The organism is Kitasatospora sp. NPDC058965 (assembly GCF_042741245.1).
Lineage (GTDB): Bacteria > Actinomycetota > Actinomycetes > Streptomycetales > Streptomycetaceae > Kitasatospora.
The window spans coordinates 1-14,640 of sequence record NZ_JBHYKG010000215.1; the positions used below are offsets into that span (position 1 = coordinate 1).

Here is a 14,640-nt window from a genome sequence, read left to right on the forward strand (position 1 = left end):
CACCCTGGCCGGCCGCCCCCTGGTGCGCGGACCGGGTGCCCGCCCGCACCAGGTCTGCGCGGCGGCGGCCAACGCCGGGCCGGCCGCGCCGGGGGCGACCACCGCGGTCCGCAGCGAGTGGTGCAGCAAGCACGACGCCCCGGACCGGTGAACCGGTCCGGGGCGCGGTGGGACTACCGCTGGATCAGCGTCAGCCGATGAGCTCGCGCGCCAGGCGGGCGGTCTCGGAGGGGGTCTTGCCGACCTTGACGCCGGCGGCCTCCAGGGCCTCCTTCTTGGCGGCCGCGGTGCCCGAGGAGCCGGAGACGATGGCACCGGCGTGGCCCATGGTCTTGCCCTCGGGGGCGGTGAAGCCCGCGACGTAGCCGACGACCGGCTTGGTCACGTTCTCCTTGATGAAGGCCGCGGCGCGCTCCTCGGCGTCGCCACCGATCTCACCGATCATCACGATGATCTCGGTCTCCGGGTCGGCCTCGAACGCGCGCAGCGCGTCGATGTGGGTGGTGCCGATGACCGGGTCGCCACCGATGCCGACGGCCGAGGAGAAGCCGATGTCGCGCAGCTCGTACATGAGCTGGTAGGTCAGCGTGCCGGACTTGGAGACCAGGCCGATCTTGCCGGCCTTGGTGATGTCCGCCGGGATGATGCCCGCGTTGGACTTCCCGGGCGAGATCAGGCCGGGGCAGTTCGGGCCGATGATCTGGGTCTTGTTGCCCTTCTCGCCGGCGTAGGCCCAGAACGAGGCGCTGTCGTGCACCGGGACGCCCTCGGTGATGACGACCGCGAGCGGGATCTCGGCGTCGATCGCCTCGACCACGGCGCTCTTGGTGAAGGCCGGCGGCACGAAGATGACGGAGACGTCGGCCCCGGTCTTCTCGATCGCCTCGGCGACCGAGCCGAAGACGGGCACCTCGGTGCCGTCCACGTCCACCGTGGTGCCGGCCTTGCGCGGGTTCACGCCGCCGACGATCTTGGTGCCCGAGGCGAGCATGCGGCGGGTGTGCTTCATGCCCTCGGAGCCGGTCATGCCCTGGACGATGACCTTGCTGTCCTCGGTAAGGAAGATAGCCATGATTGAGTCCCCTTCCTTACTTCGCGTTGGCCAGCTCGGCGGCGCGGTCAGCGGCGCCGTCCATGGTGTCCACCTGCTCGATCAGCGGGTGGTTGGCGTCGGTCAGGATCTTGCGACCCAGCTCGGCGTTGTTGCCGTCGAGGCGGACGACCAGCGGCTTGGTGACCGCCTCGCCCTTGCTCTCGAGCAGCGCCAGCGCCTGCACGATGCCGTTGGCGACCGCGTCGCACGCGGTGATGCCGCCGAAGACGTTGACGAAGACGGCCTTGACGTCGGTGTCGCCCAGGATGATCTCCAGGCCGTTCGCCATCACCTCGGCGGAGGCGCCGCCACCGATGTCGAGGAAGTTGGCGGGCTTGACGCCACCGTGGTTCTCACCGGCGTAGGCGACGACGTCCAGGGTGCTCATGACGAGACCCGCGCCGTTGCCGATGATGCCGACCTCGCCGTCGAGCTTGACGTAGTTGAGGCCCTTGGCCTTGGCCGCCGCCTCCAGCGGGTTGGCCGCGGCCTTGTCCTCGAGCGCCTCGTGCTCCGGCTGACGGAACTCGGCGTTCTCGTCCAGCGAGACCTTGCCGTCGAGCGCGATGATCGTGCCGTCGCCGGACTTGATCAGCGGGTTGACCTCGACGAGGGTGGCGTCCTCCTTGATGAAGACGGTCCACAGCTTCTGCAGCACCTCGGCGACCTGGTCGGCGACCTCGGCCGGGAACTTGGCGGCGGCGACGATCTCCGCGGCCTTCTCCGGGGTGCAGCCCTCGTTGGCGTCGACCGGGATCTTGGCGAGCGCGTCGGGGTTCTCCTCGGCGACGACCTCGATCTCCACGCCGCCCTCGACGCTGGCCATCGCCAGGAAGGTGCGGTTGGTGCGGTCCAGCAGGAACGAGACGTAGTACTCGTCCTTGATGTCCGCGGTCTGGGCCAGCATCACCTTGTGAACGGTGTGGCCCTTGATGTCCATACCGAGGATCGCCTCGGCCTTGGCGACGGCGTCGGCCGGGTCGGCGGCGAGCTTGACGCCACCGGCCTTGCCACGGCCACCGACCTTCACCTGAGCCTTGACGACGGCACGTCCGCCGAAGCGCTCGGCGATGGCGCGAGCGGCTTCCGGGGTCTCGATGACATCACCGTCAAGCACGGGCACGCCGTGCTTGGCGAAGAGGTCCCTCGCCTGGTACTCGAACAGGTCCACGTGTGTTCGTCCTTGTTCGTGGTCGCGGATTGTGTCTCTACGAGCGTGCCACGGCAGGATCTTCGCTGCGGGTCGTCGGGGCGGTGCGGGTACGCAGAGAAACGGCCTTGCGGCCCACACAGCCACGGGCGCACACGTCAATCAACACGCGCGTCACGTCCGCATGGCAGGTTATCCCCGCAGGCCCTGCCTGATTCGCCCGGGAGTGGTACCGCCGAGGTGAGAACCGTCACAACGGGTGCGTCCTGGCGTGTCGCGCGCCGGTCCGTCCGCCCGTCCGCCTCAGCCCTGCGGCACCGCCGGCGGACGGTCCCGGAGCGCGGCGGCCAGCAGGTCGGGAAAGGCGTCCGGGGTGCAGGCGAAGGCGGGCGCGCCAAGGGCGGCGAGCGCGTCGGCGCGCTCCTGGTCGTAGGCCGGGGTGCCCTGGTCGTTCAGCGCCAGCAGCACCACCACCCGCACCCCGGCGGCGCGCAGCGCGGCCACCCGGCGCAGCATCCCGTCCGGGCTGCCGCCCTCGCAGAGATCACTGATCAGGACGACGACGGTGTCCGCCGGACGGGTGATCCGGGACTCGCAGTAGGCCAGCGCCCGGTCGATGTCGGTGCCGCCGCCGAGCTGGGCGGCGAACAGCAGGTCGACCGGGTCCCCCAGATGCTCCGTCAGGTCGACCACCGCGGTGTCGAAGACCACCAGCCGGGTGTCCAGCGAGCGGATCGAGGCGAGCGCCGCGCCGAACACCGCCGCGTGCACCAGCGAGGGCGCCATCGAGCCGGACTGGTCGACGCAGAGGATCACCTGCTGGGCGAGGCCGTGCCGGGCCCGGGCGTGCCCGACCAGCCGCTCGGGCACCACGGTGCCGCGCTCCGGCAGGAAGTGCTGCAGGTTGGCCCGCACGGTGCGGTCCCAGTCGATGTCGCGCGGACGCGGCCGGTGGCTGCGGGCGCCGCGGTCCGGAGCGCCGGCCAGGGCGGTGCGCAGCCGCTCGGCCAACCGCCGCTCCAGTTCGGCCACCACGGTGGCCACCACCTGCCGGGCGCTGGCCCGGGTGGTCTCGGGCAGCGCCTGCCGCAGCGCGAGCAGGGCGGCCACCAGCTGCACGTCCGGTTCGACCGCGGCCAGCATCTCCGGCTCCAGCAGCAGCCGGGCCAGGCCCAGCCGGTCGATCGCGTCCTGCTGCAGCAGCCGGACCACGGTGCTGGGGAAGTAGCGGCGGACGTCCCCGAGCCAGCGGGCCAGCTGCGGCGCCCCCGCGCCCAGCCCCGCCGGGCGGCGGCCCTCGCCGGCCTCGGGCGCGCCCCGGTAGAGGGCGCCCAGCGCGCGGTCGACGCCGGCGTCACGGCCGCTCAGCGGGCGCCCGGTGCCGTCGGCACCGTCGTCGCCGAGCACCAGGCGCCAGCGGCGCAGCCGCTCGTCCTGCCGGGCGGTCTGAGGGAGGGTCACGGGCTGCTCCTCGGTGCGGGCGGGCGGGACGGGGCCGGTGTCACGCGGCGTGCCGGCGGTCGCTCTGACGGGGGATCCGGGGGCGGGCCGCCGGCTCCGGGCCGCGGCCCGGCAGGCCGAGCAGGCGGCGCACGGTGGGCAGCGCGGCGTCGGCCCGGTGCTGGTCGAGCGGCGGCTCGGCGTCCGCGGCGGGGCCCCGCACCGGCCCCCCGGCTGCCACCCGGGCGCCGATCCCGCGCCGCACCCCCGGCTCCAGGGCGGCGAAGCCGCGCCGCAGCACCGGCAGCAGCACGCCGAACTCCGCCTCCGGCACCGCCGTCAGCCAGTCGTCCAGCAGCCCGAGCAGGTGCGGGTCGTGCAGCAGCAGGGCGCCGCCGCCGGCCAGGAAGCCCTCGATCCAGCCGGCCGCGTCCGCCGGCTCCCCCGCCCGGGACAGCGCGAGGCCGAGCTGCCGGCGGGCCCGGTCGACATCGAGCCGCCCGTCGTCCAGCAGCAGCCTGGCCGCCCGGCCGCGCAGCAGTCCGGGCACCGCGCCGGCCGACCCGCCGGCCGGAGCCCGGTCGACCAGCCCCGCCAACGCCTCGGCCCAGCGGTCGGCGAGCGCGGCCGACGGACCGTCGGATCCCGCCGCCAGCAGCCCGACCGCCCGGTGCACCGCGTCCAGCCGGTCCCGCATCGCGGCCGCCCCCTCGGCCCCCAGGCCGGTGCAGGCCGCACCCAGGCCGATCCGGACCCGCTCGGCCAGTCCCCGGGCCACCTGCGCCAGCGCGCCCCGGTCGGTGCCGCGCACGTCCCCGTACCGCAGCGCCCGCACCAGGGCGGGCAGCGCGTCGGCGAGGGCGGCGGTGTCCCGGCCCAGCGCGGCCCGGTCGGCCAGCGCCGCGAGCACGGCGGGCAGCGCCGCCGGCAGCTCGGTCAGCAGGCACTGCTCGGCCAGTCCGGCCAGCTCGGCGGGGGTGGCGGCCCGCTCGGCCAGCCCGGCCAGCCGCCCCGCGGCCGCCCCCTCGACCGTGGTCCCCCACTGGGCCGCCGTCACCGCCCGGACCGCGAACCCGGGCTCCCAGCGCAGCCGCCAGACCTCCTTGAAGGTGCCGGTGCCGCCCCGGGCCACCGGCCGCCCCCAGTCGAGCTCCAGCAGCCGCAGCCGGTGCAGCAGCAGCGAGCGGCCCGCGTCCAGTTCCTTGCGCAGGTCGAGCACCAGCTCGCGCTCCTGCGGTTCGGGCTTCAGCCGCAGGGTGCGCTGCAGCCGGGCCAGGTCGCGCTGCAGCGGGACCGCCGGGGCGTCGGCCGGCACCTGTCCGAGCGCCTCGCCCACCACCAACTGCTCGCGCACCAGGGCGAGCGCGACCTCGGAGCCGTCGCAGAGCACCGCGCGCACCGCGTCCAGCATCTCGGCCAGGCCGGGCAGCGGGCGCCCGCGCAGCGCGGCCAGGGTCTCGGCCAGCCGCACCGCCTCGATCACCTGGGCGGCGGAGACCGGGCGGTCGGCGGCGCGCAGCAGGTCGGCGGCCCGGGCGAACCAGCGGGCCGGGGCCGCCGGGTCGCCGGCGGTGTCGTAGAGGTGCTGGTACCAGCCCGGGGACTCGATCCCGGCGCCGTAGCCGGACCGCAGCGCCAGCCGGCCGTGCGTCCACGGCACCCAGGTGGTCTCGGTCCGGGGCCGCTTGGGCAGGGTGGCGAGCAGCAAGCGGTCGGCGCCCGCCGCCCGGGGGGCGGCGAGCGCCGGAACGTGCCAGGCACCGCAGACCACGGCGATCCGCCGGTGGCCGGCCCGGCGGGCCGCGCGGATCTGCAGGCGCATGTGCGCCTCGCGCAGCTCGCCGAGCCCGGGGGCCGCGCCGGGCGAACCCGGGGTGCCGACCGGATCGCCGGACCGCAGCTCGCCCATCGCCTCCGCGATCGCGGCGAACGGCTCCAGCGGGTCTCGGCCGGGCAGCCGGTGCTCGACCACGTCCTCCCACCAGGACTCCGGGTCCGGGTGCCCGGCCGCCGCCGCGAGCAGCGCGATCGGGTCGGGCTCCGCCGCTGCCGACGGCTCCTCGGCCACCGCGAACCGGGCCGCGGCCGGCAGGTCGATGAACCGCACCGCCACCCCGGCCGCCAGCGCGTGCCGCAGCGCCACCCACTCCGGGGAGAACGCCGCGAACGGCCAGCAGGCCGCGCGGGCCGGGTCGTCCACCGGGTGCACCAGCAGTGCCACCGGCGGCACCGTCTCCGGCCGCCCCGCCAGGGCGAGCACCGCGTCCGCCTCCGGCGGTCCCTCGATCAGCACCGCGTCCGGCCGCAGCGCGGTCAGCGCGGACGCCACCGCGCGGGCCGAGCCGGGACCGTGGTGACGCACTCCGAGCAGGGTCACCTCGCCAGTCATCTCCGCCTCACTCTCCTCCTCGTCGCTCGATCACCGGCACCGCCGGTCGCCCGTCCGCCGACCGGTCGTCGTCCGGTCGACCGAGGCCGCGGCACCGGTGTGCCGTGTCAGTCCAGTTCGCAGGCCGCCCGGTAGAAGTCCTGCCAGTCGGTCCGCTCCCGCAGCACGCCCTCGCGGTACTCCCGCCACACCGCGCCGTCCGCCGTCAGGTCGCGGACCACCGCGCCGAGCACCCCGGCCGCCAGGTCCCGGGCGCGCAGCACACCGTCGCCGAAGTGCGCGGCGAGCGCGAGACCGTGGGTGACCACCGAGATCGCCTCGGCGGTGGAAAGGGTGCCGGTGGGTGTCCTGACCTTGGTGCGACCGTCGGCCGTGACGCCCTCGCGCAGCTCGCGGAAGACCGTGACGACCCGTCGGATCTCCTGCGCGCCGCCCGGCGGTGCGGGCAGTTCCAGCGCGCGGCCGAGCTGCCCGACCCGCCGCGCGACGATCTCGACCTCCTCGTCGAGCGTCGCGGGCAGCGGCAGCACCACCGTGCTGAAACGGCGGCGCAGCGCACTGGAGAGTTCGTTGACCCCGCGGTCGCGATCGTTGGCGGTGGCGATCAGGTTGAACCCGCGGACAGCCTGAGTCTCGCCGCTCAACTCCGGTATCGGCAACGCTTTTTCCGACAGCACGGTGATCAGGCTGTCCTGCACGTCGGGCGGGATCCGGGTGAGCTCCTCGACCCGGACGAGCTTGCCCTCGGCCATCCCCCGGAGCACCGGCGACGGCACCAGGGCGGCCCGGCTGGGCCCCTCGGCGAGCAGCCGCGCGTAGTTCCAGCCGTACCGCACCGACTCCTCCCCGGTGCCGGCGGTGCCCTGCACCAGCAGCGTGGAGTCCCCGCTGATCGCGGCGGCCAGGTGCTCGGAGACCCAGGTCTTGGCGGTGCCCGGCACGCCGAGCAGCAGCAGCGCCCGGTCGGTGGCCAGCGTCGCCACCGCCACCTCGACCAGCCGGCGCGGCCCCACGTACTTGGGCGAGACCACCGTGCCGTCCGGCAGCGCGCCGCCCAGCAGGTAGGTCGCCACCGCCCAGGGCGACAGCCGCCAGCGCGCGGGCCGGGGCCGGTCGTCCTGCCGCTCCAGCGCGGCCAGTTCCTCGGCGAACGTCTCCTCGGCGTGCGCCCGCAGGACCTGACCGGTCGGCTCATCACTCATTCGAAGGCTCCGTCTCGTCGCCCGCCACGGGACGCACGGGTGCCGTGGCGGTGGGGTGTCAGGGAGCATCAGCGCAGATCACCGGGGGTGCGAACGGTCACGGCGCCCCGGTGAGAACCAGCATGCCGGGGAGCACTGACAACCCCGGACCGACCGTGCGGGGCCGCCCCGGGCGCCGCCGGGCCCGTCCCTGACCCACTGTCAGTCCCCCGTCCTAGCGTGCGAAGCATGGAGGAACGCAGGAACAGCGGGCCCGCCGACCCGCTCGCCGCGGCCCGGCGGGCCGAGCGGCGGGCCGCCCGGGTGGCCGCCGGCGCCGAGGAACTGCGCCTGCACCTGGCCGACCGGGTGCGGGCCGGGCTGGCCGAGTCCGACCCGGCCGGCTGGGAGCGGCTGGCAGCCCGGATGGTCGACGCCCAGGCGCCCGGACTGGCGGCATCGGCACGGGAGTTGGCCGCCCTCCCGGTCGACGGGCGGCTGGCCGGGCACGCCCTGCTGCACCTGCTGGCCACCGCCTACCGGCGGGTCGACGAACTGCCCGACCCGTTGGCCGCCACCGTGCGCGGCCGGGTCGGCTTCACCCAGGACACCGCCGCGCTGCTCGCCGGGCCCACCGTGCGGGACCACTGGCTGGTGCTCGGCAGCCGCGAGCTGGTCCAGGAGCCGCTGACCACCCGGCGGACCTGGCTGCGCGGCACCCGGAGCGGGCGCGCCGCGCTGCTGGTCGACCACGGCCGCCCCGGCCGCGGGTCGGCCCCGGCGCTGCCCACCGGCCACCTGCTGGAGGCCGACCTCGCGTTCCACCCGGCCGCCCGGCCGCTGCGGGCGGTGCTCGGCCGCTGCCACGGCGCCCCGGAGCGGGTGCCCGCCGCCCCGCCGGGCCGACCCGTGGCCGCCGCCCCCGCCGCCTACGGCGAGGCGGTCGCCGCCGACCCCTGGACCGAGTCCTGGCCCGTGGTCCTGGCCGGCGTGGTCCCGTTGCCCGACCCGCACGGCTGGCGGCTGACGGACGGTCGGCACGCGCTGCCGGTGCGCCCGCCGGCCGGCGGCGAGGCCGGGCTGTGGCGGCTGGCCGCCGTCTCCGGCGGTCGCCCGGTCACGGTCTTCGGCGAGTGCGGCCACCAGGGCTTCGACCCGGTCACGGTCTGGGACGAACGGGGCGATCCGATCGGAGTACCGGCATGACGACCGCTCAGGACTGGGCGCACCTGCAGTCCACCGCGCTGCTCGGCACCGACCGCCGTCCGCTGCCCGAGCTCGCCGGCTCCCCCGCGCTGGCCGCCGCGGCCGCCGAGGTGGACCGCACCGATCCGGCCGCCGCCCTGCTGGAGCTCGCCGCACTGGCCGTGGTGCGCCACCGGGCCGGCCTGCTGGCACCGCCCGCCCCGCGCACCCCGGTGCCCGCGGCCGCCGACCCGCGGCCCCCGGTGCCGGCCGCCGCCGCCGACCGGCTGCGGGTCCTGCTGGCCGGCCGGGCCGGCCGGCCGGGGGCGGCCAACCTGGTCGAGCTGCTGCCGCAGTGGCTGGCCGAGGTCCGCCGGCGCGGCTACCGGCCGCCGGCCGCACTGGTCCCGGTGCTGCTGGACACCGCCCGCTCGCGCAGCGAACTGCGCGGCGACGTGGTGGCGGTGACCGGACCGCTGGGCCACTGGCTGGCCGAACGCAACCCCGAGTGGCGCTACCTGCTGCGCACGGTCGGCGCCGAGGGCCCGACCGCACCCGAACGGATCTGGCAGGAGGGCCTGTTCGCCGAGCGGGTCACCCAGCTCACCCGGCTGCGCCGGACCGACCCGGCCGCGGCGCTGGCGCTGCTGCGGTCCAGTTGGCCGAGCGAGCGGGCCGAGGACCGGCTGCTCTTCCTGGACGCGCTGCAGGACGGGCTCGGCCCCGCGGACGAGGAGTTCCTGGAGGCGGCGCTGGGCGACCGCAGCGCGGGCGTCCGGGCCACCGCCGCCGAGCTGCTCTCCGGCCTGCCCGGCTCCGCGCTCGGCGCCCGGATGGCCGGGCGGGCGCTCGCCTCGGTGGCCCTGGCCGCCGACGGCAGCCACCTGCTGGTCACCGCGCCGAGCGGCTGCGACGAGGGGATGCGGCGGGACGGGATCGCGCCCGAGTCCCCCACCGGGCGCGACGAACGGGCCTGGTGGCTGGGCGAGGTGCTCGCCGCCACCCCGCTGGACACCTGGACCGCGGCCTTCGCGCTGACCCCCGCCCAGTTGCTCGCGCTGCCGGTGCGGGACGCCGCGGACGGGGTGCGGGAGCCTCCCGGTCCGGCGGCCGGCGGCGGCTGGCAGGCCGAGCTGCGCGAGGCCTGGGCCCGGGCGGCGGTGCGCCAGCACGACGCACCGTGGGCCCGGGTGCTGCTCGGGCCGGTGCCGCGGCGGGCCCGCCGGGTCTTCGAGGGCGCGCCGGCCAAGCTGCTGGCGGTGCTGCCGGCCGCGGAACGGGCCGCCTGGACGGCCGCCTTCCTGCGCAGCCACGGGCTGGGCGACGCCTTCCAGCTGCTCGGCGCCTGCGCGGTGCCGTGGACACCGCCGCTGAGCACCGCCGTGGTGGCCGCGCTGGAGCGGGCGGCGAGCGCCGGCTCCTACCCGTGGAGCCACAGCGGGGTGCTCGGCCTGACGGAGCGTTCGCTCTCCCCGGCCGCGGCGCCCGCCGTCGCGGCGCTGGCCGCCGACGCGGCCCCGGACACCGCCTGGGCCGAGACCTTCGCCCGGCTGGCCGGCACCCTGCAGTTCCGCGCGGCGATGCTGGCCGAGCTCGACGGTTGAGCCCGGCCGGTCGGGTGCGTCGGGGCGGTCAGCCGGCCTGGCGCAGGTTGGCCGCGACCCAGGCGACCACGTCGCGGGTCGACGTGCCGGGGGTGAAGATGTCGGCCACGCCCATCGCCTTCAGCTCGGTGATGTCGGCCTCCGGGATGATGCCGCCGCAGAACACCTTGATGTCCGCCGCGTCCCGCTCCTTCAGCAGCTCGATCACCCGGGCGCAGAGCGTCATGTGGGCGCCGGAGAGGATCGACAGGCCGATCCCGTCCGCGTCCTCCTGGATCGCGGTGTCCACCACCTGCTCCGGGGTCTGGTGCAGGCCGGTGTAGATCACCTCCATGCCGGCGTCTCGCAGGGCGCGCGCGATCACCTTCGCGCCCCGGTCGTGACCGTCCAGCCCCGGCTTGGCGACCACCACCCGGATCGGGCCCGACACACCCATCACAGCCTCCACGTTAACCAGCGATAACCGATCTGAGGGGAGGGTAGCGCCCCGCCCTCCGGGCCCGCCCGCCCGCGACCAAAGCGAGGGGAAAATCACAGCCGGTCGGCCCCACCGGCGGGCCCGGGGCGGCTCAGAGCTTCTCCACCGGGGCGTACCGCAGCAGCAGCACCTTCCGGCCCTCGGTGCCGAAGTCGATGGTCGCCTTCGCCCGGTCGCCCGCGCCCTCGACCTGGGCCACCGTGCCCAGCCCGAACTTGTCGTGGCTGACCCGGTCGCCCACGGCCAGCGCGACCACCTCGCGCTCGGTCACGGCCGACCGCGCCGACTTGCCCCAACCCGCCTTCGGGCCCTGCGAGCTGAAGCCGCCGCCGCCACCGCCGCGGGACCCGCCGACGGTCAGCGGCCGTGCGGCCTGCGCCTTGGCCGCGTTGCCCTTCCAGTCGACCAGCTCGGCCGGGATCTCCTCCAGGAACCGCGAGGCCGGGTTGTAGGCCGGCTGGCCCCAGGCACTGCGCAGCACGCTGCGGGTCAGGTAGAGCCGCCGGCGGGCCCGGGTCAGCCCGACGTAGGCCAGCCGCCGCTCCTCCTCCAGCTCCTTGACCTGGCTGAGCGCCCGCATGTGCGGGAAGATCCCGTCCTCCATGCCGGTCAGGAAGACCACCGGGAACTCCAGCCCCTTGGCGGTGTGCAGGGTCATCATCGTGATGACGCCCTGCCCCTCCTCGTCGTCGGGGATCTGGTCGCTGTCGGCGACCAGCGCCACCCGCTCCAGGAAGTCGGCCAGCGAGCCGACCGGCGGCGCGCCGTCCTCGCCCGCGTCCGGCCGCTCGCCCGGGTCCTGCTCGTACTCCAGCGCGACGCTGGCCAGCTCCTGCAGGTTCTCCACCCGGGTCTCGTCCTGCGGGTCGGTGGAGGACTGCAGTTCGGCCAGGTAGCCGGTCTCCTCCAGCACCGCCTCCAGGATCGCGGCCGGGCCCGCGCCCGACTCGACCACCTGGCGCAGCGAGGCCAGCAGCGCGTTGAACTTCTTCACCGCGTTCGCCGACCGCGCGGCCATCCCGTAGGCCTCGTCCACCCGCAGCAGCGCCTGGGCGAACGAGATCCGCTCGCGGGCGGCCAGCGCCTCGACCATCGCCTCGGCCCGGTCGCCGATGCCGCGCTTGGGCACGTTGAGGATCCGGCGCAGCGGCACGGTGTCCTCGGGGTTGGCCAGCACCCGCAGGTAGGCCAGCACGTCCCGGACCTCGCGCCGCTCGTAGAACCGCACCCCGCCGACCACCTTGTACGGCAGGCCGACCCGGATGAACACCTCCTCGAACACCCGGGACTGGGCGTTGGTCCGGTAGAAGATCGCCACGTCGCCCGGGCGGGCGTCGCCCGCGTCGGTGAGCCGGTCGATCTCCTCGGCGATGAACTGGGCCTCGCCGTGCTCGTCGTCGGCGACGAAGCCGACCACCTTCTCGCCGTCGTCGCCGGCCGTCCAGAGCTTCTTCTCGCGCCGGTTGGCGTTGCGCTCGATCACCGCGTTGGCCGCGGACAGGATGGTCTGGGTGGAGCGGTAGTTCTGCTCCAGCAGGATCGTGGTGGCGTCCGGGTAGTCCTCCTCGAACTGGAGGATGTTGCGGATGGTCGCGCCGCGGAAGGCGTAGATCGACTGGTCCGCGTCGCCCACCACGCACAGCTCGGCCGCCGGGACCTCGGCCAGGCCCGCCTGCGCCGGGTTGACGAACTCCCCGTCCACCGTGCGCCGGGGGGCGCTGCCCGCCGCGCCGCCGGTGAGCTCGCGCACCAGGGTGTACTGGGCGTGGTTGGTGTCCTGGTACTCGTCCACCAGGATGTGCCGGAACCGCCGCCGGTAGTGCTCGGCCACGTCCGGGAAGGCCTGCAGCAGGTGGACGGTGGTCATGATGATGTCGTCGAAGTCGAGCGCGTTCGCCTCGCGCAGCCGGGCCTGGTAGAGCGCGTAGGCCTCGGCCAGCTTGCGCTCCATCGGGTTGGCGGCCTGGCCGGCGTAGCTCTCCTCGTCGATCAGCTCGTTCTTGAGGTTGGAGACCTTGGCCGTGAAGGACTTCGGCGGGAACTGCTTGGGGTCCAGGTCCAGGTCGCGGCAGACCAGGGCCATCAGGCGCTGCGAGTCCGCCGAGTCGTAGATCGAGAAGCTGGAGGTGAAGCCGAGCCGCTTGCTCTCCCGGCGCAGGATCCGCACGCAGGCGCTGTGGAAGGTGGAGACCCACATCGCCCGGGCCCGCGGCCCGACCAGCTGCTCCACCCGCTCGCGCATCTCGCCGGCGGCCTTGTTGGTGAAGGTGATGGCGAGGATCTCGCCCGGCTGCACCCCGCGGGCGCCCAGCAGGTGGGCGATCCGGTGGGTCAGCACCCGGGTCTTGCCGGAACCGGCGCCGGCCACGATCAGCAGCGGCGAGCCGGCGTGCAGCACCGCCTCCCGCTGCGGGTCGTTCATCCCCTCCAGCAGCTGCGCCGGGTCCACCACGGTCCGGTGCGCGCCGTTGCGGTAGTACGCGTCGCGCTCGTCCTGCGCCGCGTAGTCGGTGCGGAACAGGTCGGCGGGGATCTCCTCGTCCGGGTAGCCGTAGCCGCCCGCGTCGTCCTCCTCGGGCGGCGGCTCCTCGGCGAGGTCCGCGCTCGGCGCGGCGGCGGGCTTGGCCTCGAAGCGCTCGAAGCCGGGCAGCGGGAGGTCGTCAAAGAGGCTACTCATGGCCCTTCGAGTCTATGGCCCGCCGCCGACAGAACCGGCCGCACCCGGGAACTGCCCCGGACGGTCAGGGAGTGCCGAGCTCGAAGGTGACGAAGCCCGCGTACCAGCCGGCCGCGCAGCCGAGCACCAGCAGCACGGTGGCCAGCGACGGCCACTTGAGCCGGCGCATGCCGATCGCCAGCGGGATCAGCAGCGGGAAGGCCGGCAGCAGGTAGCGCGGGATGTTGGCGAAGATCTGCTGGTTCAGCACGGTCGAGGCGATGGTCAGCAGGGTGTAGACGACCAGCGCCAGCGGCGGGCGCTTGCGCAGCAGCAGCACCAGCAGGATCGGCAGCATGATCAGGCAGCCCAGGCTGATCATGTCCGCCAGCGCGAACGGCCACAGGTAGTGGTAGCGGCCGATCATGATCTCGGGGATCGCGTGCAGCGTGAAGTGGCCGTAGTCGAAGTAGTGCTGCCAGACCCGCTGGATCATGAAGTAGCCGCCGAGGTTGTGCATCTTCACGCCCACCCAGAGCAGGTAGCCGACGAAGCCCCAGGGCGCGATCAGCATCGCGGTCAGCGGGCGCAGCACGCCGTCGCGGCGCTGGAAGAGCGCGATCAGCGCGGCCAGCCCGACCGCGGCGATCAGCGCCGCGGAGGTCGGCCGGTTGAAGCCCGACACCAGTGTCAGCAGCCCGGCGGTGATCCAGTGGCGCCGCATCAGGTGGTACAGCGCCCAGGCGGCGACCGCCACGTAGAGCGAGTCGGAGTAGACGGCCCACTCGACCCCGGAGCCCGGCACCAGCGCCCACAGGCCCGCCGCGACGACGCCCGCCCGGGCCCCGCCCAGCAGCGAGGTGACGGCGAAGATGCCCGCGGCGGCGACGAACGAGGAGACCACCGCGACCAGCACGCCGGCGCCGTACGCGCCGAGGCCGGTGCACTCCATGACCGCCCGCATCACCGCCGGGTAGAGCGGGAAGAACGCCGCGGTGTTCATCTGGACGCCGGCCAGGCCCGAGTGCGGCGGCAGCACCTGGGGGTGGTAGCCGTTGGTGGCGATGTCCATGTAGGACCGGGCGTCCCAGGTGCCCAGCACGTCCCACGGCCGGGCGCCGTAGCCCATGCCGAGCGGCTTCTTGCGGTAGTCGCCGGAGAAGTGCAGCAGCCACATGAAGACCAGGAAGCCGCTGAGCTTCACCACGCCGTAGGTGCCCAGGGCCGGCCCGAAGCGGCGCGCCCCGGCGGCCAGACGGCCGGTCAGGCCCTTGGCCGGGGCGGGCGGTTCGGCCGCGTCGCGACCCGACTCGGGACGGTCGGTCGCGACCGCGCCGGCTATGGCACTCATGGGTGGTTCCCCCCGTAGGCGCGTGGCTGGTGGTGTCCTGGGTGTGCGTGCTGCCGGCCGGTGCGCGGCCGGGCGATCGGGAACGGCGAGCGGCCCGGACCACCCGTTGCGGG

10 protein-coding genes are annotated in these 14,640 nt (G+C 75.1%); 2 read left to right on the forward strand and 8 right to left on the reverse strand.

Annotated elements, in window-relative coordinates; translation table 11 throughout:
* Positions 1–190: 190 nt before the first annotated feature.
* The 5 genes from sucD to ACFW1A_RS28335 form a co-directional block, all read right to left on the reverse strand.
* Entirely contained in the window at positions 191–1,072 is an 882-nt protein-coding gene (sucD, locus tag ACFW1A_RS28315) for a succinate--CoA ligase subunit alpha (protein WP_035848296.1), read from the reverse strand.
* Positions 1,073–1,088: 16 nt separating this feature from the next.
* Positions 1,089–2,264, reverse strand: a complete 1,176-nt coding sequence (gene sucC / locus ACFW1A_RS28320) for an ADP-forming succinate--CoA ligase subunit beta (protein ID WP_380413478.1) — start codon at positions 2,262–2,264, stop codon at positions 1,089–1,091.
* Between the two features lie 282 nt (positions 2,265–2,546).
* On the reverse strand, positions 2,547–3,704 hold the full coding sequence (locus tag ACFW1A_RS28325; protein WP_380413480.1) for a VWA domain-containing protein: 1,158 nt from the start codon (positions 3,702–3,704) through the stop codon (positions 2,547–2,549).
* 40 nt (positions 3,705–3,744) lie between these two features.
* Positions 3,745–6,072 (reverse strand): DUF5682 family protein, encoded by a 2,328-nt coding sequence (locus ACFW1A_RS28330; protein ID WP_380413482.1) that lies wholly within the window; start codon positions 6,070–6,072, stop codon positions 3,745–3,747.
* Positions 6,073–6,179: 107 nt separating this feature from the next.
* Positions 6,180–7,274 carry an AAA family ATPase gene (locus ACFW1A_RS28335; RefSeq protein ID WP_380413484.1) on the reverse strand — a complete coding sequence of 365 codons (1,095 nt, stop codon included), beginning with the start codon at positions 7,272–7,274 and terminating at the stop codon, positions 6,180–6,182.
* A 228-nt stretch (positions 7,275–7,502) separates the two neighbouring features.
* On the opposite strand from ACFW1A_RS28335, the gene ACFW1A_RS28340 reads away from it, so the two are divergent.
* Both ACFW1A_RS28340 and ACFW1A_RS28345 read left to right on the forward strand, forming a co-directional pair.
* On the forward strand, positions 7,503–8,459 hold the full coding sequence (locus ACFW1A_RS28340) for an SWIM zinc finger family protein (protein ID WP_380413486.1): 957 nt from the start codon (positions 7,503–7,505) through the stop codon (positions 8,457–8,459).
* Entirely contained in the window at positions 8,456–10,042 is a 1,587-nt protein-coding gene (locus ACFW1A_RS28345) for a DUF5691 domain-containing protein (protein WP_380413488.1), read from the forward strand. Before ACFW1A_RS28340 ends, ACFW1A_RS28345 begins: the two co-directional genes overlap by 4 nt.
* Positions 10,043–10,070: 28 nt before the next feature.
* Here the strand turns inward: ACFW1A_RS28345 and ACFW1A_RS28350 are convergent, their stop codons facing one another.
* The 3 genes from ACFW1A_RS28350 to ACFW1A_RS28360 form a co-directional block, all read right to left on the reverse strand.
* The gene (locus ACFW1A_RS28350) at positions 10,071–10,478 is read right to left on the reverse strand and encodes a cobalamin B12-binding domain-containing protein (RefSeq protein ID WP_380413490.1); all 408 of its coding nucleotides are present in this window, start codon (positions 10,476–10,478) and stop codon (positions 10,071–10,073) included.
* A 133-nt stretch (positions 10,479–10,611) separates the two neighbouring features.
* Complete coding sequence (gene pcrA, locus ACFW1A_RS28355) at positions 10,612–13,197, reverse strand: DNA helicase PcrA (RefSeq protein WP_380413492.1); 2,586 nt, start codon at positions 13,195–13,197, stop codon at positions 10,612–10,614.
* 64 nt (positions 13,198–13,261) lie between these two features.
* The gene (locus ACFW1A_RS28360; RefSeq protein WP_380413494.1) at positions 13,262–14,527 is read right to left on the reverse strand and encodes a hypothetical protein; all 1,266 of its coding nucleotides are present in this window, start codon (positions 14,525–14,527) and stop codon (positions 13,262–13,264) included.
* Positions 14,528–14,640: the final 113 nt, after the last annotated feature.